Source organism: Arachidicoccus ginsenosidivorans (assembly GCF_007971385.1).
GTDB classification, from domain to species: Bacteria; Bacteroidota; Bacteroidia; order Chitinophagales; family Chitinophagaceae; genus Arachidicoccus; species Arachidicoccus ginsenosidivorans.
In genome coordinates this window covers 4,285,151-4,310,039 of the sequence record NZ_CP042434.1, presented here as the reverse complement: position 1 = coordinate 4,310,039, position 24,889 = coordinate 4,285,151, and the positions used below count along the sequence as shown (strand labels likewise).

Genomic DNA, 24,889 nt, shown 5'->3' with positions numbered 1-24,889 from the left:
TATGGAAATTAAAGAAACACATTTAAAGGGTTGTTTTACGATGCGTCCTTGGGTCTTTAAAGACGACAGAGGTTACTTTTTTGAAAGTTATAACCAAAAAGCCTTTACGGAGCTGACCGGCTATAGTGCGGAATTTGTCCAGGATAATCAGTCTTTGTCTACCTATGGCACCGTCAGAGGCATACATTTTCAAAGTGGTGCGCACGCACAGGCAAAATTAGTTAGGGTTATTGAAGGTAGCGTGTATGATGTTGCTGTCGATCTCAGAAGGGACTCCAGTACTTATGGAAAGTGGTTCGGTGTGGAACTCTCCGGTGAAAATAACCTTCAGTTATTTATCCCCAGAGGATTTGCACACGGCTTTTCCGTTCTAAGCGAAACAGCGCTATTCAGTTATAAATGCGATAATTTTTACCATAAGGCTTCTGAAGGAGGTATTCGCTATGATGACCCAACCCTGGGCATTGACTGGCAGATTCCTAAAGACAAAATGATCTTATCCGAAAAGGACCTGTTATTGCCTTTTTTTAACGACCTATCTAAAGGTTAAGCTACAGGTAAATCTAAAGAGATTAAGCTAGGGTCTAATCATTTTTTCATAATCTATTACCCATGAAAGGAATTATACTGGCCGGAGGATCCGGCACGAGGCTTTATCCCATTACGCTGGGCATCAGTAAACAACTAATGCCAATCTACGATAAACCGATGATCTATTACCCTTTATCCGTGCTGATGATGGCCGGTATACGGGAAATACTGATCATAACCACCCCTGAAGATCAGCAGGGGTTTATCCGCTTACTTGGAGATGGCAGTAAATGGGGTTGCCGTTTTGAATATATTGTCCAGCCGGTGCCCAATGGCCTGGCGCAGGCATTTGTATTGGGCGCGGACTTTATCGGCCTGGATAAGGTGGCCTTGATACTGGGGGATAATATTTTTTATGGTAGCGGTCTGGCTAAATTATTACAGCAAAATAATGATCCGGTTGGTGGCGTTATATATGCCTATCAGGTAAGTGATCCTGAGCGGTATGGCGTTGTAGCATTTGACGAGCACAACCAGGCAATATCTATTGAAGAGAAGCCTGTACAACCAAAATCAAATTATGCCGTTCCTGGCCTTTATTTTTATGATAACTCCGTTGTAGAAGTGGCTAAAAATATTCAGCCGTCCGCCAGGGGAGAATATGAAATTACGGATGTTAACCGGTATTATTTAGAGCAGGGCAAATTAAATGTAGGTGTTTTAAGTCGGGGAACAGCCTGGCTGGATACGGGTACACATGATTCCATGATGGAAGCCTCTCAATTTGTACAGGTCATTGAAAACAGACAAGGGTTAAAAATAGGCTGTCCGGAAGAAATTGCCTTCAGAATGGGCTTTATAGACCGAGCGCAATTACAAAAAGTTGCAGAACCATTAAAGAAAAGTGGCTATGGGGAATACCTGCTGAAGCTCTAAGCATCAAGGGCAGCTATTTTTTATTCCAACCAAATATTAAACATAAAAGTGAGCGAAAAGACAACAAAAGTAGTCCTGATTGGTTATGGCCATATTGGCAAAAGACACGCTGCGGTAATAATGGGCAGTAAATATTTTGAATTGGTCGCGCTGGTAGATACCCATCACGAAAAGCGACCAGAAAACTTACCAGAATCAGTTAGTTTTTTCGCGACGCTCAATGATTTTCTGGCTGCAGAAAAAAAAGCAGGATTAGCGATTATTGCAACCCCCAACGGTTTGCATGGTCAGCAAATCAAGCAGTGTTTAGATAATGGATTGAATGTTGTTGCAGAAAAGCCCATTGTATTAAGTAGCACCGAGCTAACAGCGCTCCATCATAAGGCTATTAATGCCGGACTTCAATTATTCCCTGTCGTTCAAAACAGATATGCAAAAATAGCTACCTGGCTACAGCAATTGTTACAAAAAGAACTGCTTGGTCAGATTTATATTATACAAGTAAATTGTCTTTGGAACCGCGACGAACGTTATTATCAAAAAGAGAGCTGGCATGGCGATCTGCAACTGGATGGTGGCAGTCTATATACACAGTTTCTGCATTTTATTGATATGCTGTATTGGTTATTTGGCAAACCCAGTGTCAAATCTGCAACCTTATTAGATTTTAATCATCAGGCGCTTTCTAATTTTGAAGATTCAGGACTTATCCAATTTGGGTTCACAAAGGGAATCGCCAAGGACGCCCTGACGACCATGACCTTTAGTACCGCTGCCTGGAGTCAAAATGCGGAAAGTTCACTTACCATAATTGCCGAGAAAGGGTCCATCAAAATAGCAGGGCAGTATATGGAAAAACTGCAATACGCTATCGGAGACGGCCTGCCAAATGAAGTAGCGCTGCAGGAGGAACTCTCTATGGACATATATAAGGAAAAATATGGTGCAGCCGGTGGGCATTATCAGTTTTGGGACGAAATGGAAAAGTTCTATAAAGGTCAGTCGCACGCCTTACCAACCGTCCAGGAGGCAACTGAAGTAATTGAGATTATTGAGCAGATTTATCAAAATAGATAAATTAATTTTGAGCGGCTTATTTCTTTGGAAAAGTGGTGTCATTAATCATGATCAATATAGGCTCTAAAATTATATAACAAAACTGGAATGACCCACCACAGAAATACTTTAAATCAAAATAACCATATTTTATGTCAAGAATAAAATATAGCGCTTGTCTAGTTTTATCACTATCTTTTCTGATTTATTCCAAAATCAGTGCACAGAGTTGTGAGGAAATATATAATATCTCCTTGCCTTATTCCATATTCACAACATTTTTTAAAAAGAATCCCCAAATTAAAAGCGTGCATTTTGAATCAAAAAATAAAAACCAATATTACGTAAGCTTAAACTCATCCAAGGGCAAAACAAATATTATAGAAGGTTACTATTTAGAATTTGAAGGTGATAAATATATTTTCGACTTAAAATACCCACATTTAAAACTAGACAAATTACCATCTTTAGATCTCAAAGTATTCCCAGCGAATAAAGAGCTGGGCATTAAATACAAAACAAATACCGACGTTTTCAGAGATAGTATGAAATACACAAGGCATATTGCCTCAACAAAAATTATTATTATTATTATTATATAAATCGACTTCGATTTTCAGCGGGTTATAAGGAAGATATTGATAGTTTAGCAAAAATTTTTCAGATAGATTTTATCAATCAAAAAATCATCACTGTCCCCAGTGATTCAGTCGTTTTATTTTATGGCGCTGTAGAAAGGAATGGGACAATAAGCGAAGTCCAGTTATATACAAATAAAAGTACTCAATATACTAAATTTATAAAAAAGGAGCTTGAAAGAAATAATACGGGGTGGTCTCCATTAACAGTTTCAGGAGGTAAGCTTCTAAGATCCAAGATGCTGATATATATTAAATTGCATAATAATAAAATCACCTTATCCACAAGACTGGATGCATACAAAAGAAGCTTGGGCATTAAAACCCTCTATGCCCCAATAAATCATAAAAGTACACCTTGATTCAAATTATTGAAATATAATATACATTTTTGATAAGTAAGCAGCAATGTACCACTTTATCACAAATAAGGCATACCACCTCGGTAATCAGCATTGATCCATTTCAGTAATTACCATGTACCACTTCGGTAAGTAAAAAGTACCATTTCAGTAACGAAAAACTATTTCGGTAAGGAGAATTGATCAATTTCGGTAATCAGGATGTATCACTTCGGTATTGCATGTACCACTTTGGTAGGTAAAAAGTACCATTCCGGTAATTAGGAAATAAGGATTCCACCGTATGATTTTCTGTGATTATCAAAAAACAGGTGCAATAAGCAAAATTGAATTCTATAATACTTCCCAAAACCATTTTCTAATTTCATAAAAAATCAATTGCTAGAAATTGGTAGTGGTTGGGCTCCCGAACTTCAAAACGGCAGGTCAATAATAAGTAGTATCATAATTTATTTAAATTTACAAAATGACGGGACGTTTGTTATTTCTTCATCAAGATGGAACAACCTTAAATAACCCCCTCTTTGAGAATATCTATCAACAACAAAAATATATAGCAAATTTATCCCTGATAATAAATCTGTCCACTAAATCATCGTTTGGCAATCTTGATTAATCCTCAGTAAACAATTGAGCCATCAGGCTACAGCCAAGAGCGTATAACCTTTAATTCACTAAATCAAAAAATCAAAGGAGCCATCTTCTCAAATTCCATTTTTGTTCATTATATTTACAATTAACATTTTGCATCATTAAACGCTAAAATCAAAATTGTACGAATGACAGAAAATGCAGGGGTATTACCGACCAAACCTCACTATGCCATTTTGGATGGTTTAAGAGGGGTAGCAGCCGTAATCGTTGTATTATTCCACACCTTTGAAGCCCATGCGGAGAGCTCGCTCACCCAAATAATCAATCATGGTTACCTGGCAGTGGATTTCTTTTTTGTATTATCAGGTTTTGTAATAGGGTATGCCTATGATGACCGCTGGCATAAATTGACATTAGGCAGCTTTTTTAAAAGAAGGCTACAAAGGTTACAACCAATGGTGATCATGGGTATGGTGATAGGTGCCATATGCTTCTATTTCGGTGATTCCTCCTTATGGCCAGCGATTCATACCATCCCAGTTTGGAAGGTGATACTGACGATGTTAATAGGCTTTACCTTGATACCAGTTACACCGAGCATGGATATTCGCGGATGGCAGGAGATGCATCCACTGAATGGCCCAGGTTGGTCATTATTTTTTGAATACATTGCTAATATTCTCTATGCAGTAGGACTCAGAAAACTATCCAAAAAGGCATTGTCGGTTTTAGTTATCTTATCTGCAGCACTATTGGTCCATTACCTGCTCACTTCTAAAAATGGTGATGTGATTGGAGGCTGGAGTGTTACGCCTGAACAATTACGGATCGGTTTTACCAGGCTATTTTATCCATTCTTTGCAGGGCTTTTGCTGTCCAGAGTATGCAAACCAGGTCGCATTAAACGTGCTTTTCTCATTTGCAGCCTGCTTATCTGTGTAGCACTGGCAATGCCTAGATTAGGTGGAGATGCTCATCGTTGGCTAAATGGCCTTTATGAGGCATTTATAATCATTATTATTTTTCCATTAGTTGTCTATGTAGGTGCTAGCGGCTTTACGATAGCTAAGGCAGAAAAGAAAATTTGTAAATTTTTGGGCGATATTTCTTATCCTCTATATATCACCCATTACGCCTTCATATATATTTACACTGGCTGGGCCAGTGACCACCATTTAACAAATATGCCTCTAGCGATTGGTTATGGCGCACTAACAGTAATTGGTTCTATTTTGGTGGCTTATCTTTGTTTAAAATATTACGATGAACCCGTCAGGGCGTGGCTCAAACGTAAATGGAAATAGCCATTTATAAAAATCTACATCACCATCAATGCTGGAATTATTTTACACAAATTCACCCCATTCAAAAAGGTTATTGCTGAATTTCAGAGATTATATTCCTTCATTTGCAGATTGACAATTCAATGAAAGAAAAAGGAAAGTAAAATTATCCAAAAAGAGTTATATGAACTTAGACCGTTATACATTCAATTCCAATAGCAGTTATCTTGATTTTGAATTTCAAAGTGAAGGGCCAAAAGGCAAGATAAAAAAAGTAGTCCGTTTCAGTCCGCAAAATGCGAATGGGATTACATACTTTAATCTTGGTTTTGGCGATGTAAATCCGGAAACAGGCAATATTGATGATTTATCTAAATCGAACAACGGTGATCGAGACAAAATATTAGCGACAATTGCACAAAATTACCAAAATTTTAAATATTTATGGATTCGTTGGTGGCAAATGGCAACAATTTAAAAAAGGAGTGAATTATAATGCTTTTTTGGTTGCACGGGCTGACGCATTAAAATAATTTGTTCCGCATTTCACCTATGTGGCCTAACAAATAGATATTACGATATTTATCCACATGTATTGTTTTGGTTCTTTGGATTCCTTTTCATTGCGTAAAAGAATAACATGGAATGTACTCCCTTGAACTATTTTCGCAGTTACAAAGACCATAGGATGAAACGTAAGCAGGTGCATAAATTGGATACGATAATAGCTATTACATTGGCTGCAATAATATGTGGAGCTGAGAGCTGGTATGATATAGCGGAATTTGGCAAACAGAAAAAAGACTGGTTGAGTCGCTTTTTAGACCTTTCTGGCGGCGTTCCTTCCCACGATACATTTAACCGCTTCTTTTCAATGGCAGATAGCGCCGCCCTGGAGAATTGTTTTAGAGAATGGATATCCTGAAAGATGATTGAGTTGAATTTAGTTTATTGTTATTGGCATATTACCAGATAATACTAAATCGCCGGCAAATGCTTTTACACCTAATTTACACCAGTATTGTTATAAGTTTATTGATAATCAGCTATTTTATACATACCGAATTGGTAAAGTTCTTTGACAATTTGAATAATGTGAGAAACAAAATCAATCAAATAAATAACATCTAATCAAACACCTGCTGCCAACAAGCAGTTTGGCCAATGACCGGTGTTTATGGCTTAAAAGTTATTCGTCCGCCCGTTTTATCACAATTGATTTCTAATTTAAGAGGGCCGCGTTCAGACACTCAGACTCCCATTCACAAAAGGATATTCCATTAATTCAGGCATTATTTTAGACTGTAAAACACTGTGCAGTGCATTAGTATGTCTGGTATGGTGGATATCAGAGCCCACGTAGTCGTACATGCCTTTTTCAAAAAGATAAGTAGCCACTTTTTTAACATGCTTTCCGTAATATCCAGAAAATGCGATCAGATTCAATTGAAATAAACAACCCTTTTCCTTCAGTTCATCATATTTATCCAGAGTATTGTGATAGAAATTATAACGCTCCGGATGGGCTAATATAGGTTGATACCCGTGGGTCTGTAAGGCAAAAAGGCCATTATGGAGATAAGGTGATTCCAGTAGATAAGACATCTCAACCAAAACCCGGTTATCATGAATGGTCAGCATCTTTTCACCACTTTCAACCATCTTTACAAACCTTTCATCAATCATGTATTCTGCAGCCGCCTCAATTTGCATTTCTATGCCATTTTTCTGGACAGCTTCTCTAAGTAAGTCTCTTCTCTCCAAAATCGTCTTCGAGTCGTTAGGATAGATATCTTCACTAGAGTGGGGTGTAGCGACCATTTTACGGTATCCATGACGATACATACTCTCCACGAGTGCCAGACTGTCCTCAATTGACTGAGCACCATCATCTATACCAGGTAGAATATGACTGTGTATATCCGTTTTGACAAATCCCCAGTCACGGCTCTTTGTCGCAGCAACACTAGATTTTTTAAACAAATTGAACATCCTACAGATTTTCAGATTAAAGCAGCTATTTAGTTCCGGCAAAACCGGCTAAGATGTAAATGAAGATAGGGCAGTAGCCCTATCTTCTAAATTAAAATTTATTAGATCACCAGCATGGCATCGCCATAGGTGAAGAAATTGTATTTTTCCTTAATTGCGACCTGATAAGCTTCCATTGCCAGATCATAACCTGTAAATGCGCAAACCATGATAAGTAAACTAGTCTTAGGCAGGTGAAAGTTTGTAATCAAACTGTCAGCAATACTGAATTTATGTGGCGGGTGTACAAACACATTTGTCCAGCCTTCATTTGGTTTCAATAATCCCTGGGCAGTAAAACTACTTTCCAAGGCACGCATAGTGGTGGTACCGATAGAACAAACCCGGTGACCAGTGGTTTTAGCCGCATTGACAATTTTGCAGGTTTCATCCTCTATGCGAAAATACTCAGCATCCATTTTATGTTTGCTTAAATCCTCTACTTCAATTGGACGGAAAGTGCCAAGACTGGTATGCAACGTTAATTCTGCAAACTTGATCCCCTGGATCTCCAGGCGTTTGATCAATTCCTTGCTAAAGTGCATGCCCGCTGTGGGCGCTGCTACCGCGCCTTCATATTTAGCATATACGGTTTGATAGCGTTCCTTATCCTCTTCAGTTGGTTTACGTTTAATATATTTTGGTAGAGGCGTTTCACCCATAAATTCCAGCATTTTTCTAAAACTGGCCTCATCGCTGTCCCAAAGAAAGCGGATGGTTCTGCCTCGGCTGGTCGTATTGTCGATTACCTCAGCCACCAGTTCATCATTTTCCCCAAAATAAAGCTTGTTTCCGACACGAATCTTACGGGCAGGATCCACGATGACATCCCAAAGTCGGTTTTGTTTGTTGAGTTCACGTAGCAAAAAGACTTCAATTTTAGCACCGGTCTTTTCCTTTCTGCCATACATTCTGGCCGGGAAAACTTTTGTATTGTTAACAACAAAGACATCCTTGTCATCAAAATAGTCCAAAACATCCTTAAACTGTTTGTGCTCAATACGGCCGGTATTTCTTTCTACGACCATCAAACGCGAATCTTCACGACGTTTTGGGGGATTCTGGGCAATTAAATTAAGGGGTAAATCGAAGCGAAACTGAGATAATTTCATGTGCTTGGTTCAAATTTTACAGATGTTTCCCTAAAAAAGCGGGCCTTTTTGGGGAGTATCCTGTGTCTATTAATTAATATTATTTAATAGCCCACATACATACTGTCGACGCCTTACGGGGCGACTGGATGATGTTACGGCATCATTATAAGTGCGCAAAATTACGAAAATTAATGATCACAACCTGATATTAACGTTTCAATTCATATAATATTATGCTTTTATTCACGGGTTCGGACAAATAATTGGGTAAAATAAGCGACTCCCTGACGGTTGTAAGCAATCCCAATGCCAACCTTGTTGAACTTTCCCCTTAGATTCTTTCTATGTGGTGCACTATGAATCCAGATATTTACGACCTGCCTGGCAGAGAGTTTGCCAAAAGCAACATTTTCACCGGTGGCAATATATCTACCGTATTTAGCCCTTAGTTTGTTGGTCCTGCTTTGAAAGCCGCCATGGCCAAACCCAGCTCTTCCGGCGGCCATGTCACTACTATGCTGCTGGGCCAGTCGGGAGGCTGTACCATCAAGTACAAGCGCCGGCAATCCTTGCCGGTGCCTGTATTGATTCGTATATTTTAAAATTTCACGTTGGAACTGGCCTCTGCTTTGAGCCGAGACACATACAATAAGTCCAAACGAGCATAGGGAAATAAAAAGTAATGATCTGAACTGGCGCATACTATTAAATGATTTAGGGTTTTCCCATGTATGACTTCCTAATGATGGGCTTGGTTTATTCTGATCAATGTTTCACCTTGCTTTCTATTGAATTATCTACTTACAATATGTTCGGCCCTATAGGCGGCCACCTGTTTTACTGTATTATCCGCAAAATCCCTGAATGCCTTCTTTGAAATCTCATCTTCACCCATCATAGCAGGCGCACCCTGATCGCCACCTTCCCGGATACTTTGTACAAGTGGGATCTGGCCCAAAAACTGGATATCATATTCATCGGCCAGGTGCTTGCCACCTTCTTTACCAAAAATGTAGTACTTATTATCTGGCAGTTCCGCCGGCGTGAAATAGGCCATATTCTCTATAATACCCAAAATGGGAACATTAATCTGCGCCTGACTGAACATGGCGATACCTTTTTTGGCATCTGCCAAGGCTACATCCTGCGGGGTGGTCACGATCACCACACCGGTTACGGGAACTAACTGCATGAGAGTCAGATGAATATCTCCTGTTCCTGGAGGCATATCAATGATCAGGTAGTCCAGATCACCCCAATATACATCTGTTACAAACTGGCGAACGGCGCTACTAACCATAGGCCCTCTCCAAACAACAGCTTGTCTTTCATCTACTAACAGACCAATACTGATAATTTTTATTCCATATTTTTCCAGCGGCGCAATCTTGGCCTTGCCCTCCACTTCCATCATCATGGGACGATCACCGCGCACACCAAACATAATCGGGCCACTTGGACCATATATGTCGGCATCCATAAAACCAACACTGAAACCATCCTGAGCCAGGGCCAGGGCCAGGTTGGCAGAAACCGTGCTTTTGCCTACACCGCCTTTTCCGCTGACAACTGCAATAATATTTTTCACGCCAGGTAATACTTTTTCATGAACGGCAGCGATTTTGCTGGTTTTAGCGGTAAATGTAACGTTTACATTTACTTCAGGGTCCAGCTTTTTAATCTGGGTTTCACATTGTTCATTGATACTACCTTTATGGGGAGCCGAGCTCATGGGTACGCCCACGGTCAGCGAGATGTTCTTATCATGGATTTTAATATCAGACACCATATGTAATGAGATGATATCCTTTTTCTGCTCAGGATCTATCACATTAGTGAGCGCCTTTACAATTTCTGCTTCCGTCATCTTTATATAAAATTTTAGTAATGGGTAATTTTTCTGGTTGCAAAAATAACCCATTACAAGGGACTTCCCGAATAAATGGCACCAAAAGCCCAAAGCCCCCGTTTAATATTACGTTAAACCGGTGGCAATTAATGTATTTTCATTAATTTTGAAACGTACCACTGGTGGATAAAATCCATTTTAAATAAAACAAAGTAATCCCTCTAGTGCCATTGCAAAGAAAACGAATGAAAAGACGCATATATTTTATACTGATTTTACTGTTAGCATTGGCCATAGGCCAAAAGGCTGAGGCCCAACAGCAAAAGGTCATTCAACTCTCTGGTATTATCCAAACGACTGATAGCACGATACTGCCTGGAGCCAGCGTCTTTGTCAAAGGCACTAAAAGAGGTACGATCTCCAATGATGCGGGTATCTATTCTATTGCCGTTTCACCGGGAGACTCCATTGAGTTCTCTTATATCGGCTTTAAATCAGCCATTGTCCATATACCACAGGAAACGACCAATAGTCAATTATACAGTTCTCCCAGGCTGGCCGAAGACACCGCATTTTTACCTACGGCCATTGTCAGCCCACTGCCAACCCCTGCACAGTTTAAATACATGTTTTTAAATTCCCCTATTGTACGTACCAATGCAGATATCGCCAGGGAAAATCTCAATATTAAAAACCTGTTAAGGGAAATGCGCCGCATGCCCCTTGACGGAGATGCCATTTATAATATGCACAGCAGAGAACAGTTCCAAAGAGGCGCCGGTAGAGGCATGGTACCCACCTCTGGTATTTTTAACCCACTGGCATGGCGAGACTTTGTTCGTTCCCTGAAAGAAGGCGGCTCCAGTGATTAGCGCGACACTTACAAAGGTGAAACCAGGGTAAGATCAGGGTAAAATAAGGGTTAATCAGGACAGATCTACCCTGAACCTGATTCCAATCAGCATTGAATAAAGCAACGTCGCGTTTAATCTATTAGCCAGGTAATGCACTTACCTTTAAAAGCAAAATCTGCCAGTCAAAACAAGATTACATTAAAATAATCCAGAATTATTGGATGACCCAGGCCTATTTTTAGGATTTACGGCCTATCTTGCATTTAGTATATGTAATACATAAAAATAGTACAATAAATCGTTCTAATACATCATTAACTGGTAAGAAAATCTACACAAAATGCAAATCATAGCAAGAAAGGGCAGGTCCCAAGCCCGTACAATCAAGTCATTGCTGAAAACAAAATCATTCATGGCCGGGTTATCACTGTTATCGCTGGTAGTCATAACACAACCAGCGATCGCACAGACCACCACCAATAGTTCAGCTATATCCGTGCAATCCAGTAAGACCGATAACCGGTATCCTTTGATCCCTTACCCGCAGTCTTTAATACCCGCGGCCGGTCAGTTCATTTTTAACCAAAATACCCATCTAATAGCCGATAGCAAAACACTTGGTATAGAAATCCAGGACTTAAAGGAACTATTACAATTACCACTTAAGCCGGTAAGTAACCTACCTGAGGCAAATTTCATCTCCCTGGAACTGGACGGATCACTTACACACCCAGAGGGCTATTCATTAACCATTACGCCGGCATCCGTCAAGATTATTGCCAAAGACAAGGCTGGCATTTTCAGAGCAATAGAAACGATCCGCCAGTTACTGCCACCATCTTTGGAAGGAGCAAAGGGGGCGGATAATCAAGCCATACCAGCAGCTACTATCACCGATTATCCTGCCTATGCCTATAGAGGGATGCATCTGGATGTCGCCCGCCATTTTTTCTCCATAGATTACCTGTATAAATTTGTGGACAGGCTAGCACTCTATAAATTCAATAAATTCCATTTACACCTGACAGATGATGAGGGCTGGCGCATTGAAATCAAAAAATACCCTAAACTAACCAGCGAGGGCGCCTGGCGCACCCTGGATAGTCACGACTCAGCCTGTATCAAAAGGGCAGAACAGACCGGCAACCCGGATATGTATCTGGACAGCAGCCACCTTAAAATGATCCATGGGAAAATGATGTATGGCGGCTTTTACACCCAAAAAGAAATGAAAGCATTGGTGGCGTATGCCGCTGCCCGCCATATTGATATTATTCCAGAAATCGATATGCCAGGGCACTCCAGAACAGCCATCCGGCTTTATCCATTCCTAGCCTGCTCCGCAGCCAAGGAAACCGGTCAAGGCTTTTCAGTCCCGATGTGCCCCTGCAATGAGGCTACTTATACTTTTGCCGAAAACGTCTATAAAGAAATCTTTGCTATTTTCCCCTATGAGTATGTGCATTTAGGCGCCGATGAGGTCAATAAAGAAAGCTGGGAAAACTCCGCTGAATGCGCCGTTACCTTAAATAAAGAAGGTCTTAAAAACGTCAATGAATTGCAAAGCTATTTTGTCCGCCGCATGGAACAGTTTTTTAATAAACATGGCAAAAAGCTCATTGGATGGGATGAGATACTGGAAGGAGGGTAACCCCTACGGCCAACATCATGTATTGGCGTTCCTGGGTGCCTAAAGCACCCATTATAGCGGCAAAGAAAGGCAATAAAGTCATCATGACACCTGGCAATCCTTTATATTTCGATGCCATTCCTGATAAAAATTCATTGATGAACGTCTATCATTTTAACCCGATACCGGCAGGGCTGAATAAAGAGCAGGCCGCCAATATTCTGGGTGCACAGGCCAATTCCTGGACAGAGTATATTCCTACCACCAATCGACTGGAATATATGGAATATCCCAGAATGCTGGCCTTAGCAGAAGTCTTGTGGACGGCTAAAACAAACGACAGTTCCTTTATGCACCGCTTGAACAAGCAGTACGTAAGAATGGACAAAATGCATATTCATTACCGTTTGCCCGATATTGAAGGGACTTTACAAAACAATGCCTTTTTAGACAGTGCCGTATTAAATGTCTATCCGCCTAAAGAAGACCTGGTTATTCATTATACCACAGACGAAAAGACACCTGAATTAACAGATCCCGTATTAGACCATCCATTGGTCATTAAGTCAGATAAAGTGATTAAACTGGCCGCATTTACCCCTGCGGGCATTAGAGGCGATATCTATACCTGCCATTATACCAAAACCACCTTAAGTCCTGCCGTGATGGTCAAAAGAAATTATACAGGCATGAATGTCAGTTATTATGCAGGTCAATTTAAAACAGTCAAAGGAATGGATCAGAAGGCGGTGACCCAAAAATGGAACCAGCCAGACTTAAGCGTAGATGCCCAAAAAGCCACAGCAGGCGCTTTTGGTCTACGTTACAGCGGCCTTATTACCGTTCCGACTTCTGGCATTTACACTTTTTATCTGACAGCAGATGATGGAGCCGTGCTTACCATAGATAATAAAACTGTCGTCGACAATGACGGCCTACATTCCGCAGTAGAGAAAAATGGCCAGATTGCCCTGGAAAAAGGGCACCATTTTTTTAAACTCGATTTTATTGAAGGTGGTGGCGGTTATAAACTCCAGCTGAAATATGCCGGTCCCGGTGAAAATACACCCCAGCTCGTAACAGCAGATATGCTGCGGTAATCACTTACAACGAAACCCTGGTTTAATTCAAGTCCAAAAGCCCTTAAGACAGCACTAAACAGCAAGCGCGCTATTTAATGCTGTCTTTTGTTTGAAATAGCTCCTTTTATACCATCTTGGCAATTTTGGCAATTTTAGCATTCTTATAATTGATCGGATGTCTATTGTCAGCTGTAAGCTAAGACACTCATCTTCGGGATAACTGCTGCTGATACGAGACAGTCCCTTTCCTAAAGTCTATCCTTACAATACTATATAAGTCCGGTTTTATTCAAGACAACTTTTTTACTTTTGCGCATGACAAAGTCACTGATTAAAAAAAGTCACAAAATAACAAGGAGGCAACAGCACTATGCAAAAGATGGCCAGGGACTAAGTAAGCGCCTACTACTGCTCATGTCCATTACAACAGGGGTAGTCGTGGCAAACAATTACTACAACCAGCCTTTACTTGGACTAATGGCAAAAGACTTTGGCGTCTCAGAACTACAAATCAGCAGTATCCCCATGCTGACACAAATCGGTTATGCATTTGGCCTGTTTTTTATCGTACCACTGGGGGATAAGCTAAAACGTAAAAAACTAATCCTTGCAGATTTTGCCTTTATTATTATTGCTTTAGTTGGCATGGCACTTTCCACCACACCTTTCCAATTAAAGTTGTTTAGTTTTTTAATTGGCTTTAGCGCCGTCATTGCTCAGTTACTGGTCCCCATGGCAGCGCAATTATCCACCGATGATAAAAGAGGCAGTGCCATCGGCACTGTCATGTCAGGGCTATTAATGGGCATTCTAGCCTCCAGAACACTCAGCGGTTATATTGGTGCTCACTTCGGATGGCAAGCCATTTATTATATAGCGGCAGGTTTGATTTTTTTGCTTTTTTTCTGTCTGGTCAGATTACTGCCGGAAATCAATCCGGATTTTAAAGGGACCTATCCGGCACTGTTAAAATCCATTATTACACAGTTTCGTACGCAGCCTGGTTTAAGGCTAGCTTCCTTCAGGGGCGCATTTGATTTTGCCTGTTTCAGCGTTTTTTGGACAACCATTGTGTTTTTGCTGGAAGGAGCGCCATTCCATATGGGTAGTGATGTTGCCGGCGCTATGGGCCTTGTAGGTATTGCCGGGGCTATTGTCGCCTCTTATGTAGGTAAACTAAGCGACAGGGGCAGCAAAAACAAGCTCATTATGATGGGCATATTGATCGTGCTACTATCCTGGGTGGTACTCGGATTTTCTGGCAAAAGCATGGTGGGACTTATTATTGGAGCGTTCTTATTAGATTGGGGCGTCCAATCGGTTCATATTACCAATCAGGCCATTATTTTTCAGGGCAATCCTACTGCCAGAAATAGAATCAATACCGTTTATATGGTTTGGTATTTTATCGGTGGCTCACTAGGGACACTGGTAGGAGGGGCCATCTGGTTTTATACGGGTTGGTTGGGCACCGCACTTAGTGGGGTAATTTTATCGCTTATGATGCTGGTACTCCACATAATCGGCAGTCGCCATTTGTCTGGGCCAGTAGACGCCTGATGATCAGGCCTTATAACATTAAACCCCCAGCGGGCTGGAAGAACAAAAAAACTGCCGCAAATTACCGGTCAAGACCAGGTAATTTGCGGTAGTTTTTTACTTGTTTTCAAGTATTGTAACAATAAAAAAGATACGCTCTATCGTTATAACTTCATCTTCTTGCGCAATTTGCCGTCAATGGCATTTTTGTTCACCATAATGGCAACTGTCTTATAATTGATAAAAGCTTTGGAAGCATACAGAAATCCTTTATAGATATTACCCGTACCCCAGGAGTTTTTCACTATATAAAATTCATCCCCGTTTTGATCTTTGGCTAGTCCAACAATATGCATCAGGTGATCATCTGTGGTCCTTTTATTATTATAGGCGGCCTGCCTGTTTTCAGGGGTAATTTTCATTTCCGGGGCAGGATGGGTAAACCAGCCTGCAATAGTTGCCTTGTCCAGGTTTTTAGCATTAAGCGTATCGGCTCCCTGAGGAACTACAGCCGCACTGTTCAACCAGCTAAAATAGGGTTCAGAGCAATCCGTATCCCATTCAACGGTATAGCCTTTTTTTAGCGCACCGTCAATGATTTCTGTCAGATCAGACAGTGGTACATTTATATAATTTTCCATGAAGGCCCAGTTATCGGGCACCATCAGCATCCCTGTTTGCCAATAAGGCGTATTGGTTTGGCTCATGATTTCTACATAATCATCCGCCTTTAGGCCAGTATATTCACTTGCGAAGCTTTTAGGTGTATAAGACTTGCCATTGTAGGTAAACTCAGCAGGCACTTTTCCTAAATGCTGATCCAAAATCTGATTGATAGTATCTTTCCAATTAGCAGGGATATGATGTGCCTCCAGCCAGCCTTTCAGCTTACTTAGGATTTCTTTTTGCATGGGACCAAAATTATTAATCGTATCCCCGTTAATAAGACCCGTATATACGGATTCAGGCATAGTACCATATTTAGCCAGCATATTGGTTACGTCATGTGCCTGGCCACCATCTCCATAATTGACATTGCCATCCATGCGCAAATAGTTTTCGGCCTTTTCTAAATACACATTACGGGCTGTAAATATTTTGGAAAGATGAACGGGCGCTTTTCCCTTTTGATCATCTCACTTTCTAAAAAGGAATTTGTCGAATAACTCCAGCAGGTTCCGGACTTACCCTGGTTTTCCACTGGCGTATAGGTCAAATTAATCAAGTCTGTAAAATGATACCCCTGTTTATCCAGGATCGTTTGGTTCTTATTGACTTTACTAATCAGCCCCTCCTGTGCACTGGCTTGCACGAATAGCCCCATACAAACAGCCGCTATTGCCAAACTGGCCGCCTGTTTCAATTTAGTTGTATACATTTAATACAATTTTTTTTATGCTTACTTTAGTTATTGTTCGTTACTACATCTTCATAGTCAGTACTTTGCCTGGCTCATCTAAACAAGATAGTGGCCTGAAAATCGCTTACTGGCTATTTTCAAAGATAGGGGATTGCTACAAAATAGCCAGTAATTCCTTATCTCAGCTCAATTAGAAACTGTAATTATTGCCTGTAATACTACACCACCTAATATTGGGCGTTGGAAATACGCTTGCTGCCGGTGCAGTTCTATTTTGGCTGCACTTAGTTAGTTTTAGAGAGGCAGCTGCTGGGTGCAATGACTAAAATTTGAAACATGACGCGGCATCCTTAAAATAAAGTCTGCCATTTATATAAGTGAAAATCATTCACTTATCTGAAAAACCACTGGGTATTTTAAAAGTCAAGCCTTATATTTGCTTATAGCAACGTTATAGTTGATCCAGACGCTATACCGTTCATTATCAATTTAACGCGTTATTTTAAAGGACACAAATGAGAAGTAGACAAAAAAACAGCAGTTCCAAAAACAACAGAGCCCGCCATCAGGCGCCTCCCAGCCTCTGGCAGGAAAATTCTGCAGAACTTGCCATACAACTTCTTGCCGCCCTTGATTTTGAGGGTGCGCAGTCGGCCTTTAATAACTGGATCCCCCAGGCATCGATGGACCCTTCAATTGAGCAAAAGGAACCCGCTGCTTTCGCGGCTATTCGCGCAGCAAAAGATTGGGGGCCGTTGCTCTCAGAATGGATCAATACAGGTAAACAGCTATTGCCAATGAATGCCCTTCAATTGGACAATTTACTTATCCAATATCAAAACTATGATTTTGGCAAATGGTTGAAGTTATTTTCCCAAAATCTATTGCAGTTGTTTTTAAGGATGAGCCAAGATCTTATAAGGATCCATAATCCGTCTGTAAACGAAGGGCAGAAGACTTTGACTGATCAGCCAAATAAGGAGCCAACCCCTGCTAAAACAAAAAAATCAGGCACACAAAAGAACAACCAAAATAATAAGGCGTTCAAGCAGGCGGCAAAGGAAGCAAATTTATTATATCCCGTCATAACCAAAATCACCGGACACTTACTCTCCAAGCACGCAACGACTAAAACCCTTGGACAGGCGAACGATTTATTAAAGCTGGCCTTTAAGGCATTTCATATGGACGGCAGGTACTCTTATTTACTTGCTCACTGCTATTATAAGAACCGCAAAAAGGAGCAGGCCAACCAACAATTTGCCTACAGTTTATTATACTATCCAGAGTTGACACTAAGTTTCAACGAGGACAAAGCGCTTTTCCAGTTCCCAAAAGAAATCGTGGCGCTGATAAAAAAACAACCGCAGCCTGCAAAAGCGGTTACTTTGGGCGTCATCAAGGGTATTTTTAAATTAATTGAACTACCGTCCGACCTTCATTTTTCTGATCAGCAACATCAAGATGCGTTGCAATGCTACCTAGCTTTACAGCAGGCAGAGGCGGCTGCTTACCAACCTCGAAAAAACCTTCGACAGTTGGCTGATACCAGAAAGGCGCTTATGGATGCTGACCAGGTTTTAGGGAAAGAATACATGAAAATGATCAAAGTCAGAGAAGGACGTTGAGTTTTTCCCTTGGAAACTGTTAGAAGTATGCTGCAAATCATAGAACATTTTGCCATAAAATCACCTAAAAACTCATGCACATTTTGCATGATCTGATTTCGCTGTAATCCTTTGCCCGCCTAGATTCCTAACGAATATTAAAGACCCACCAATTTATTCATAGGATTTAAAAATCTTTTGTAATTTGACAGCCAAAGCAGACTAATCAAACCACAAAAACATTTCTATGATTCAAACAAGTAAGCAAGGCAGACAAATGCGTCAAATCGCCTCCTCACTCATCCTGGCAGGGCTTCTCATGGCAGGTAGTGCAGGGTTTGCGCAGGATTACAAACCGGTGGAGGGAAAAATTATGACCAAATGGGCAAAGGATGTCAATCCCAAAGCACCCTTACCAGAATATCCACGCCCACAACTCAAAAGAGCCGAGTGGCAAAACCTGAACGGCTTATGGCAGTATGCTATAACAGATGCCAGCATCGAGGCCATTCCAACGAGTTTTGACGGTAAAATTCTTGTACCTTACCCAGTTGAATCAGCACTTTCCGGCGTGGGTAAAACCGTAGGGGAGGACCATGCTTTATGGTATAATACCACTATTAATCAAAAAAGCTCAAAGGTAAAGACCGGTTAATTTTGCATTTTGGAGCCGTAGATTGGAGAACTGATGTATATATTAACGGCAAAAAAATAGGCCGTCATGAAGGCGGCTATGATCCTTTTAGTTTTGATATTACAGACTATCTAGATAAAGGAAAAACCCAGCAACTAACACTGCGCGTCTGGGACCCTACTGATAAAGGCCCTCAACCCAGAGGTAAACAAGTCAGTAGTCCAAACGGTATCTGGTATACCCCTGTCACGGGCATTTGGCAAACTGTCTGGACAGAACAGGTTCCGGGGACTTATATTGCGTCTACCAAACAGACGCCGAATCTGGACGCCTCCAGCTTAAAAGTGTCTGCAGATGTTGTGGGTGCACAGCCTGGCGATCAGGTCGTCTTTGTTGCCAGCGATAAAGGGAAGGTAGTAGGGCAGACAACTATAGATGCAGCCGCTAAAACCGAGGGTAGCATAGCGATTTCCAATCCGCAAACCTGGTCTCCAAATAATCCGCATTTATATCAGTTACAGATCTCCGTTCAAAGAAAAGGCAAACTGCTGGACGAAGCGAGCAGCTATTTTGCCATGCGCAAATCCTCCCTGGTCAAAGACAGCGAAGGGCATACGAGATTAGGCCTGAACAATAAACCCATTTTCCAGTACGGTCCACTTGATCAGGGCTGGTGGCCGGACGGCTTATATACAGCACCTACGGATGAGGCTTTATTATTTGATATTGCTGAAACCAAAAAAATGGGCTTTAATATGATCCGTAAACATATTAAGATTGAACCTGCCCGCTGGTATTATTACTGCGATAGCCTAGGTATGCTGGTATGGCAGGATATGCCCAGCGGTGATCTGGGTGGCAATACCTGGGATAACCGTCCAGGCATCATAAATGGTCACAATAAAGACAAACAACGCTCTGCTGAGTCAGAAGGCTATTACAGAAAGGAATGGAAGGCAATGATCGATGCGACCTACAATTTCCCATGTATCGTTGTCTGGACGCCATTTAATGAAGCATGGGGACAGTTTAAAACAGTGGACATTACTAAATGGACCAAAAATTATGATCCTTCCAGACTGGTTAACAGCGCCAGTGGCGGTAATTTTTTCTGGACAGGGGATATCCTGGATTTGCACAACTATCCAGAACCTGCCATGCCGGATCCAGAGGTCTTCGGTAAAACAGGCATGGCACTTGTTTTAGGCGAATTCGGGGGGCTTGGATTACCAGTTAAGGGGCATACATGGCAGCAAAAGGATAACTGGGGCTATCAGACGTTCAAAAACCAGGACGATTTACTGAAGCGCTACAGTCAATTGGTCGATGATCTGAAAAGATTAATTCCACTGGGACTCTCCGCTGCTGTTTATACACAAACAACGGACGTAGAGGTAGAAACCAATGGTATTATGACCTATGACAGAAAGGTCATTAAAATGCCAGCAGAAAAACTACACGCCTTGCATGCACCATTATACCAGGAGGAAAAATAAGTTTTTCGAGCTAATTTAAAGCCGGTCCGAAAATAGGGTTACATAATAATCACCCGGTTTTTGTATTTTTCAGTGTCCCATTGGAAGTTGCTTTGTTTTAAATATTAAGCAGCGCCTATGGGACACTTTTATAAAACAAGGCATTAGCCTAGTATTGAAATAGGAGATTTAGTTTAGTAGTCGCCATTTCCCTTAGGAAATTGCCCATACTTCAGCAATTCAGAGTCAAATTTCTTTTTACTGGTAGCGTAGCTTTCAGAGGTCGGTAAAAAATATTTTTCGCACTAATTTTATTTTGTTTCTTTGTATGGTCAGCAAATCGCAATGGCAGGGCTAGGCGTGTAAATTATGCATTAAAATAAAATATTATATAATAGACACAGCATCGCCTAGGCGATGCCTCAATATTCTCCATAATTTTTATTGTTTATCAACATTCAGTTGACAGCCCGTTCCCTAGACGGGCTTTTTTTACGTTAAGAGCTGCTACAAATATACAATATATATAAATTATAAACAAATAATAATCATTTAATTACAATTTTTCTTCACTGTTTTTGGCACTTTTTTTGCATGGGAGAATTTTCAAGATTTAAGCACCGCTGATTTGATTTATCAGCTAAATAAAGTGAGCCATCATTTCTTTCCTGAGTTGTCGGACTGGCTTGGCGAGGTGAAGGACCACCGGATTGATAACTGTTGTAAATATAGCATGTCTAACCTATTGACCCAGGTCATTCACATGTTTCAGGTTCAGGGTTCAACCCGTAATAACATGAACCAACTAAGGAAAAATGGGAGCTATTTTAAGGATAATTTTGAAGCATTACACGGCGACATGCAATTAGCGCACTTTGACACGGTGAACAATGTAATTAAAACAGTAGATGCTGGAGACCTGATATTGGTATTAGGCAAGATGATTAACGCTTTAATCCGATCCAAAGTGATTAATCCGGCAGAAGGTTATTATCATATTGTAATGGATGCTACTGGAGTTGCGAGTTATCACACCCCACCATTGGATGGAGCGCTTTCCAAGAAAAAAAATAATACAACTACTTATTATGCCAGTGTACTAGAAGCTAAAATCATAACGGATAATGGCCTTTGCCTGTCTGTGGCCAGTGAATTACTTAGTAATGAAGGAAAAGGGTTTTATGACAAGCAGGACTGTGAACTGGCTGCCTTCTCCAGGCTCGCAGACCAGTTACACAAACTGTTTCCCCGGCTGCCTATCTGTTTGCATTTAGATGGGCTCTATGCCAATGCAACGGTTATGAAAAAATGCGAGCAATATGGCTGGAAATATATAATTACTCGTAAAGACGGTAACCTTCCAAAACTGGACGAGCAGATTAAGGACACCCTAGAAAAAGTTAGTTTTGTGTACCCGGAAGTGCTGAATCCAGGGCAAAAGGAAGCAAACCTAGGAGATGTTCAATATCTATGGGCTGCTAACCTCCAACACCAAAACCACCAGTTAAACTATATGGAGGGGAGATTCCCAAAGCATAACAGTCAAGCAGTGACCAAGTTCGCCTATATTACCAACCTAAACATTAATTTAGATAGCCCACTGCTTCAATCAATTGTCAGACGTTTTATGTCTTCTGGCCGCAGCAGATGGCTAATAGAAAACAAAGGATTCAATGATCAGAAGAATAACGGGTTCAATATGGAGCACAAATTTGTTCGCAAAAGCATCATGAACCTGTATAAATACTATATACTGCTGCAAATAGCCCATATAATTCATCAATTAACTATAAAGTCAAAGGCGGTGGTTAAGCTTGTCAAACAGTCAAAGGTTACCATAAAAATGCTGTGGGACCGGCTTAAATCTGTTTTATTGGAACGGGTCTTATGCAAAGAAACGATCATGCAAAACAGGCAACGGTGCCAAATCCGCCTGGAAAAGATAAAGAGGCGGGAGGATAAGCCCATAAACCTTACGAAACCAATTTCTTAACTCCAACTAAAACCAAACCTAAACCTATTAACTACGCTACTAAATTGACTCAGCTTGCTGGGCTGGCGGAGCTATGCCTAGTCTTGGAAATTAGCACAGTAACGGAAATTTTACTTAAATTGACTCTGAATTGCTGCCATACTTAAACAGCAAGACCTATTTTCAGAAATAACCCTTAACTTAGCCTGTCATTTCTTTTAATGGCCAATATCACCCCCTTGAAAGGGACAATCAATTTAGTATCAATACTTATCATTATTTTTTTACAAACTGACATTAAAATAAACAATATAGATTTCCATGAGTAAATATGATGAAATGACCTACAGAAGATGCGGCAAATCAGGATTAAAACTTCCGGCCGTCTCTTTAGGCCTATGGCATAATTTCGGGTTTGTGGACAAGTATGCCCAGTTCAGAACCACATTGCATACTGCATTTGACCAAGGAATCACTCATTTTGACTTAGCCAATAATTACGGTCCGCCTCCAGGATCTGCAGAGGAAAATTTCGGCAAATTATTACATGCTGACTTTAAGCAGCATCGGGACGAGCTGATCATTTCCACCAAGGCAGGGTATACCATGTGGGAAGGTCCTTATGGAGACTGGGGTTCAAAAAAATACCTGGTTGCTTCACTGGATCAAAGCCTAAAAAGAATGGGACTGGAATATGTGGACATATTCTATCACCACCGTCCAGATCCCGAAACACCGCTGGAAGAAACCATGCGGACACTCGATTTAGTGGTTCGCCAAGGAAAAGCGCTTTATGTGGGTATATCCAACTATCCACCCGAACTGGCTGCAAAAGCCTTTAAGATACTTCGTGAATTAGGCACGCCTTGTCTTATCCATCAACCTAAATATTCTATGTTTGAAAGATGGGTTGAGGATGGCTTGTTAGATACGCTTGAAGCAAATGGTGTTGGCTGCATTCCCTTTTCCCCCTTGGCCCAAGGCATGCTGACAGGCAAGTACCTAAATGGTATCCCTGAAGATTCCAGAGCCGCCAAATCCCACGGATTTTTGAAAAAAGAAGCCCTGACCGAAGAGAAACTCAAACAGATCCGAGCACTCAATGACCTGGCGATCACCCGTGGACAATCCCTGGCACAAATGGCCCTTAGTTGGATACTGAAAGATCCCAGGATCACCTCCGTTTTAGTAGGTGCCAGTAGCAGCGAGCAGTTGTTAGACTCCTTAAAATGTTTAAAAAATCTGGAATTTGAACAGGTAGAGCTGGATAAAATTGATCAAATACTTCGTGGATAACATCAATAAGTTAAAAGGTTCATACAACGTTAAATATTGAAACACAAATAATTACAGGCCAGATAAAATCCTTAAATTTGTAAGTAAATCCAGTTGTTTATAACGCACAAAATAATATTATGCATCAGCTATCCGCCTTTAAACATTCAAATTGTTTAAAAATAAACAGTAACATAAATCATTTTACCAGATGGGCAGTGGTGCCTATGTTTTTAAGTGGCTTACTACTTTTAGGCAGCTGCCAGAATACCAGTGCCGTTAAAGAAAATGACCAGACAAACGCTACAGCAAAAACGGATAGCGGCCAAAAGAATAACGATGCCACTCAAAATGGCAATACACAATTATCACAAAAAAATAAATCTTTTATGACAACGATTCAATTGAAAGGCAACCCCATACATACAGTGGGAGCACTTCCCCAAAACGGCACCGAGGCACCAGATTTTACACTGGTTGACACAGAACTAGGCGATAAATCTCTTTCCCAATATAAAGGCAAGTTCGTTATTTTAAATATCTTCCCAAGTGTCAATACTGGGGTTTGCGCTGCTTCAGTCAGACAGTTTAATAAAGACGCAGCCGCGGTTCCTAATGCAGTTGTGCTTTGTATATCTAAGGATTTACCTTTTGCACAAGCGCAGTTTTGCGGTGCTGAAGGCATTAAAAATGTCGTCATGCTTTCTGATTTCAGGACTGATTTTGGCCACCAATACGGCGTTCAAATGGCGGACGGTCCTTTACAAGGATTACTCAGCAGGGCAGTAGTTGTGATTAACCCTGAAGGAAAGATTATTTATGAACAACAGGTACCTGAAATTACCGAAGAACCTAATTATGAAAAGGCATTGGCAGCCATTAAATAATTAACTTACTCGTTAGCACAGACTAATAATTACTACATATACCTAATCCTGCCACTTATATTTGTAAGTGACTGAAAGGCAAACGCCGGTATACATTAAAGGCTATAGTTTCTTAAGGATCCTATAGCCTTTAATGTGTATCGGCATTTTTATCTCAACTATGTTAATACGAAGAAGGGATAAATAATCAATTTCATATC

Annotated in this window: 22 protein-coding genes and 1 pseudogene; 17 read left to right on the top strand and 6 right to left on the bottom strand. The window is 40.8% G+C overall.

Annotated features, from left to right (window positions below; translation table 11 throughout):
• The first annotated feature begins 1 nt into the window (after nt 1).
• The 7 genes and pseudogenes from rfbC to FSB73_RS17165 all read left to right on the top strand — a co-directional run bounded on the left by rfbC (nt 2) and on the right by FSB73_RS17165 (nt 6,325).
• The gene (rfbC, locus tag FSB73_RS17195) at nt 2–550 is read left to right on the top strand and encodes a dTDP-4-dehydrorhamnose 3,5-epimerase (RefSeq protein WP_146784986.1); all 549 of its coding nucleotides are present in this window, start codon (nt 2–4) and stop codon (nt 548–550) included.
• Between the two features lie 62 nt (nt 551–612).
• Nucleotides 613–1,467 (top strand): glucose-1-phosphate thymidylyltransferase RfbA, encoded by an 855-nt coding sequence (gene rfbA / locus FSB73_RS17190; protein ID WP_146784982.1) that lies wholly within the window; start codon nt 613–615, stop codon nt 1,465–1,467.
• A 48-nt stretch (nt 1,468–1,515) separates the two neighbouring features.
• Nucleotides 1,516–2,544 (top strand): Gfo/Idh/MocA family protein, encoded by a 1,029-nt coding sequence (locus tag FSB73_RS17185; protein ID WP_146784979.1) that lies wholly within the window; start codon nt 1,516–1,518, stop codon nt 2,542–2,544.
• A 131-nt stretch (nt 2,545–2,675) separates the two neighbouring features.
• Nucleotides 2,676–3,125: a hypothetical protein gene (locus tag FSB73_RS17180; protein WP_146784976.1), complete on the top strand. Its 450-nt coding sequence runs from the start codon at nt 2,676–2,678 to the stop codon at nt 3,123–3,125.
• Nucleotides 3,126–4,302: 1,177 nt separating this feature from the next.
• Complete coding sequence (locus tag FSB73_RS17175; protein ID WP_146784974.1) at nt 4,303–5,421, top strand: acyltransferase family protein; 1,119 nt, start codon at nt 4,303–4,305, stop codon at nt 5,419–5,421.
• 163 nt (nt 5,422–5,584) lie between these two features.
• Nucleotides 5,585–5,933, top strand: a pseudogene (locus FSB73_RS17170) (DUF6934 family protein).
• A 107-nt stretch (nt 5,934–6,040) separates the two neighbouring features.
• Complete coding sequence (locus FSB73_RS17165; protein WP_262712364.1) at nt 6,041–6,325, top strand: ISAs1 family transposase; 285 nt, start codon at nt 6,041–6,043, stop codon at nt 6,323–6,325.
• Nucleotides 6,326–6,642: 317 nt separating this feature from the next.
• On the opposite strand, the gene FSB73_RS17160 is transcribed toward FSB73_RS17165, so the two are convergent.
• The 4 genes from FSB73_RS17160 to FSB73_RS17145 form a co-directional block, all read right to left on the bottom strand.
• On the bottom strand, nt 6,643–7,392 hold the full coding sequence (locus FSB73_RS17160) for a tyrosine-protein phosphatase (protein ID WP_146784968.1): 750 nt from the start codon (nt 7,390–7,392) through the stop codon (nt 6,643–6,645).
• Between the two features lie 101 nt (nt 7,393–7,493).
• Nucleotides 7,494–8,543 (bottom strand): tRNA preQ1(34) S-adenosylmethionine ribosyltransferase-isomerase QueA, encoded by a 1,050-nt coding sequence (gene queA, locus FSB73_RS17155; RefSeq protein WP_146784965.1) that lies wholly within the window; start codon nt 8,541–8,543, stop codon nt 7,494–7,496.
• A gap of 221 nt (nt 8,544–8,764) precedes the next feature.
• Nucleotides 8,765–9,226: a CAP domain-containing protein gene (locus tag FSB73_RS17150; RefSeq protein WP_146784962.1), complete on the bottom strand. Its 462-nt coding sequence runs from the start codon at nt 9,224–9,226 to the stop codon at nt 8,765–8,767.
• A gap of 92 nt (nt 9,227–9,318) precedes the next feature.
• Nucleotides 9,319–10,392, bottom strand: a complete 1,074-nt coding sequence (locus FSB73_RS17145) for an Mrp/NBP35 family ATP-binding protein (protein ID WP_192904071.1) — start codon at nt 10,390–10,392, stop codon at nt 9,319–9,321.
• A 227-nt stretch (nt 10,393–10,619) separates the two neighbouring features.
• Here FSB73_RS17145 and FSB73_RS17140 point away from each other — a divergent pair, with 227 nt between their 5' ends.
• The 4 genes from FSB73_RS17140 to FSB73_RS17125 all read left to right on the top strand — a co-directional run bounded on the left by FSB73_RS17140 (nt 10,620) and on the right by FSB73_RS17125 (nt 15,500).
• Nucleotides 10,620–11,246, top strand: a complete 627-nt coding sequence (locus FSB73_RS17140) for a carboxypeptidase-like regulatory domain-containing protein (RefSeq protein ID WP_146784959.1) — start codon at nt 10,620–10,622, stop codon at nt 11,244–11,246.
• A 322-nt stretch (nt 11,247–11,568) separates the two neighbouring features.
• Nucleotides 11,569–12,879 carry a beta-N-acetylhexosaminidase gene (locus tag FSB73_RS17135; protein WP_146784956.1) on the top strand — a complete coding sequence of 437 codons (1,311 nt, stop codon included), beginning with the start codon at nt 11,569–11,571 and terminating at the stop codon, nt 12,877–12,879.
• Between the two features lie 17 nt (nt 12,880–12,896).
• Entirely contained in the window at nt 12,897–13,958 is a 1,062-nt protein-coding gene (locus FSB73_RS26885; RefSeq protein ID WP_146784953.1) for a family 20 glycosylhydrolase, read from the top strand.
• 297 nt (nt 13,959–14,255) lie between these two features.
• Nucleotides 14,256–15,500, top strand: coding sequence for an MFS transporter (locus FSB73_RS17125; protein WP_146784950.1), 1,245 nt, complete (start codon nt 14,256–14,258; stop codon nt 15,498–15,500).
• Nucleotides 15,501–15,643: 143 nt separating this feature from the next.
• On the opposite strand, the gene FSB73_RS17120 is transcribed toward FSB73_RS17125, so the two are convergent.
• Together FSB73_RS17120 and FSB73_RS25390 are read right to left on the bottom strand one after the other, a co-directional pair.
• Entirely contained in the window at nt 15,644–16,558 is a 915-nt protein-coding gene (locus FSB73_RS17120) for a C1 family peptidase (RefSeq protein WP_225974114.1), read from the bottom strand.
• Nucleotides 16,549–16,857 (bottom strand): hypothetical protein, encoded by a 309-nt coding sequence (locus tag FSB73_RS25390; RefSeq protein ID WP_225974113.1) that lies wholly within the window; start codon nt 16,855–16,857, stop codon nt 16,549–16,551. The genes FSB73_RS17120 and FSB73_RS25390 overlap by 10 nt, the downstream gene beginning before the upstream one ends.
• 497 nt (nt 16,858–17,354) lie before the next feature.
• On the opposite strand from FSB73_RS25390, the gene FSB73_RS17115 reads away from it, so the two are divergent.
• From FSB73_RS17115 to tpx, 6 genes are all read left to right on the top strand, one after another.
• Complete coding sequence (locus tag FSB73_RS17115) at nt 17,355–18,467, top strand: hypothetical protein (RefSeq protein WP_146784947.1); 1,113 nt, start codon at nt 17,355–17,357, stop codon at nt 18,465–18,467.
• A gap of 226 nt (nt 18,468–18,693) precedes the next feature.
• Entirely contained in the window at nt 18,694–19,101 is a 408-nt protein-coding gene (locus FSB73_RS25385) for a hypothetical protein (RefSeq protein ID WP_225974112.1), read from the top strand.
• Nucleotides 19,102–19,103: 2 nt separating this feature from the next.
• Nucleotides 19,104–20,576: a glycoside hydrolase family 2 protein gene (locus FSB73_RS17110; RefSeq protein WP_262712363.1), complete on the top strand. Its 1,473-nt coding sequence runs from the start codon at nt 19,104–19,106 to the stop codon at nt 20,574–20,576.
• A gap of 607 nt (nt 20,577–21,183) precedes the next feature.
• The gene (locus FSB73_RS17105; protein ID WP_146784944.1) at nt 21,184–22,548 is read left to right on the top strand and encodes a hypothetical protein; all 1,365 of its coding nucleotides are present in this window, start codon (nt 21,184–21,186) and stop codon (nt 22,546–22,548) included.
• A 300-nt stretch (nt 22,549–22,848) separates the two neighbouring features.
• Complete coding sequence (gene mgrA, locus FSB73_RS17100) at nt 22,849–23,823, top strand: L-glyceraldehyde 3-phosphate reductase (RefSeq protein WP_225974111.1); 975 nt, start codon at nt 22,849–22,851, stop codon at nt 23,821–23,823.
• Nucleotides 23,824–23,942: 119 nt separating this feature from the next.
• Nucleotides 23,943–24,689 (top strand): thiol peroxidase, encoded by a 747-nt coding sequence (gene tpx, locus FSB73_RS17095; RefSeq protein WP_225974110.1) that lies wholly within the window; start codon nt 23,943–23,945, stop codon nt 24,687–24,689.
• Nucleotides 24,690–24,889 lie beyond the last annotated feature (200 nt).

Bases quoted from the DNA above. Each gene is read 5' to 3' on its own strand.
- FSB73_RS17115 (WP_146784947.1), top strand. From the start codon at position 17,355: ATGAGAAGTAGACAAAAAAACAGCAGTTCCAAAAACAACAGAGCCCGC.
- FSB73_RS17180 (WP_146784976.1), top strand. From the start codon at position 2,676: ATGTCAAGAATAAAATATAGCGCTTGTCTAGTTTTATCACTATCTTTT.
- FSB73_RS17135 (WP_146784956.1), top strand. From the start codon at position 11,569: ATGCAAATCATAGCAAGAAAGGGCAGGTCCCAAGCCCGTACAATCAAG.
- FSB73_RS25390 (WP_225974113.1), bottom strand. From the start codon at position 16,857: ATGTATACAACTAAATTGAAACAGGCGGCCAGTTTGGCAATAGCGGCT.
- mgrA (WP_225974111.1), top strand. From the start codon at position 22,849: ATGAGTAAATATGATGAAATGACCTACAGAAGATGCGGCAAATCAGGA.
- queA (WP_146784965.1), bottom strand. From the start codon at position 8,543: ATGAAATTATCTCAGTTTCGCTTCGATTTACCCCTTAATTTAATTGCC.
- tpx (WP_225974110.1), top strand. From the start codon at position 23,943: ATGCATCAGCTATCCGCCTTTAAACATTCAAATTGTTTAAAAATAAAC.
- FSB73_RS17160 (WP_146784968.1), bottom strand. From the start codon at position 7,392: ATGTTCAATTTGTTTAAAAAATCTAGTGTTGCTGCGACAAAGAGCCGT.
- rfbC (WP_146784986.1), top strand. From the start codon at position 2: ATGGAAATTAAAGAAACACATTTAAAGGGTTGTTTTACGATGCGTCCT.
- FSB73_RS26885 (WP_146784953.1), top strand. From the start codon at position 12,897: ATGTATTGGCGTTCCTGGGTGCCTAAAGCACCCATTATAGCGGCAAAG.
- FSB73_RS25385 (WP_225974112.1), top strand. From the start codon at position 18,694: ATGATTCAAACAAGTAAGCAAGGCAGACAAATGCGTCAAATCGCCTCC.
- FSB73_RS17140 (WP_146784959.1), top strand. From the start codon at position 10,620: ATGAAAAGACGCATATATTTTATACTGATTTTACTGTTAGCATTGGCC.
- FSB73_RS17145 (WP_192904071.1), bottom strand. From the start codon at position 10,392: ATGACGGAAGCAGAAATTGTAAAGGCGCTCACTAATGTGATAGATCCT.
- FSB73_RS17150 (WP_146784962.1), bottom strand. From the start codon at position 9,226: ATGCGCCAGTTCAGATCATTACTTTTTATTTCCCTATGCTCGTTTGGA.
- FSB73_RS17175 (WP_146784974.1), top strand. From the start codon at position 4,303: ATGACAGAAAATGCAGGGGTATTACCGACCAAACCTCACTATGCCATT.
- rfbA (WP_146784982.1), top strand. From the start codon at position 613: ATGAAAGGAATTATACTGGCCGGAGGATCCGGCACGAGGCTTTATCCC.
- FSB73_RS17125 (WP_146784950.1), top strand. From the start codon at position 14,256: ATGACAAAGTCACTGATTAAAAAAAGTCACAAAATAACAAGGAGGCAA.
- FSB73_RS17165 (WP_262712364.1), top strand. From the start codon at position 6,041: ATGGAATGTACTCCCTTGAACTATTTTCGCAGTTACAAAGACCATAGG.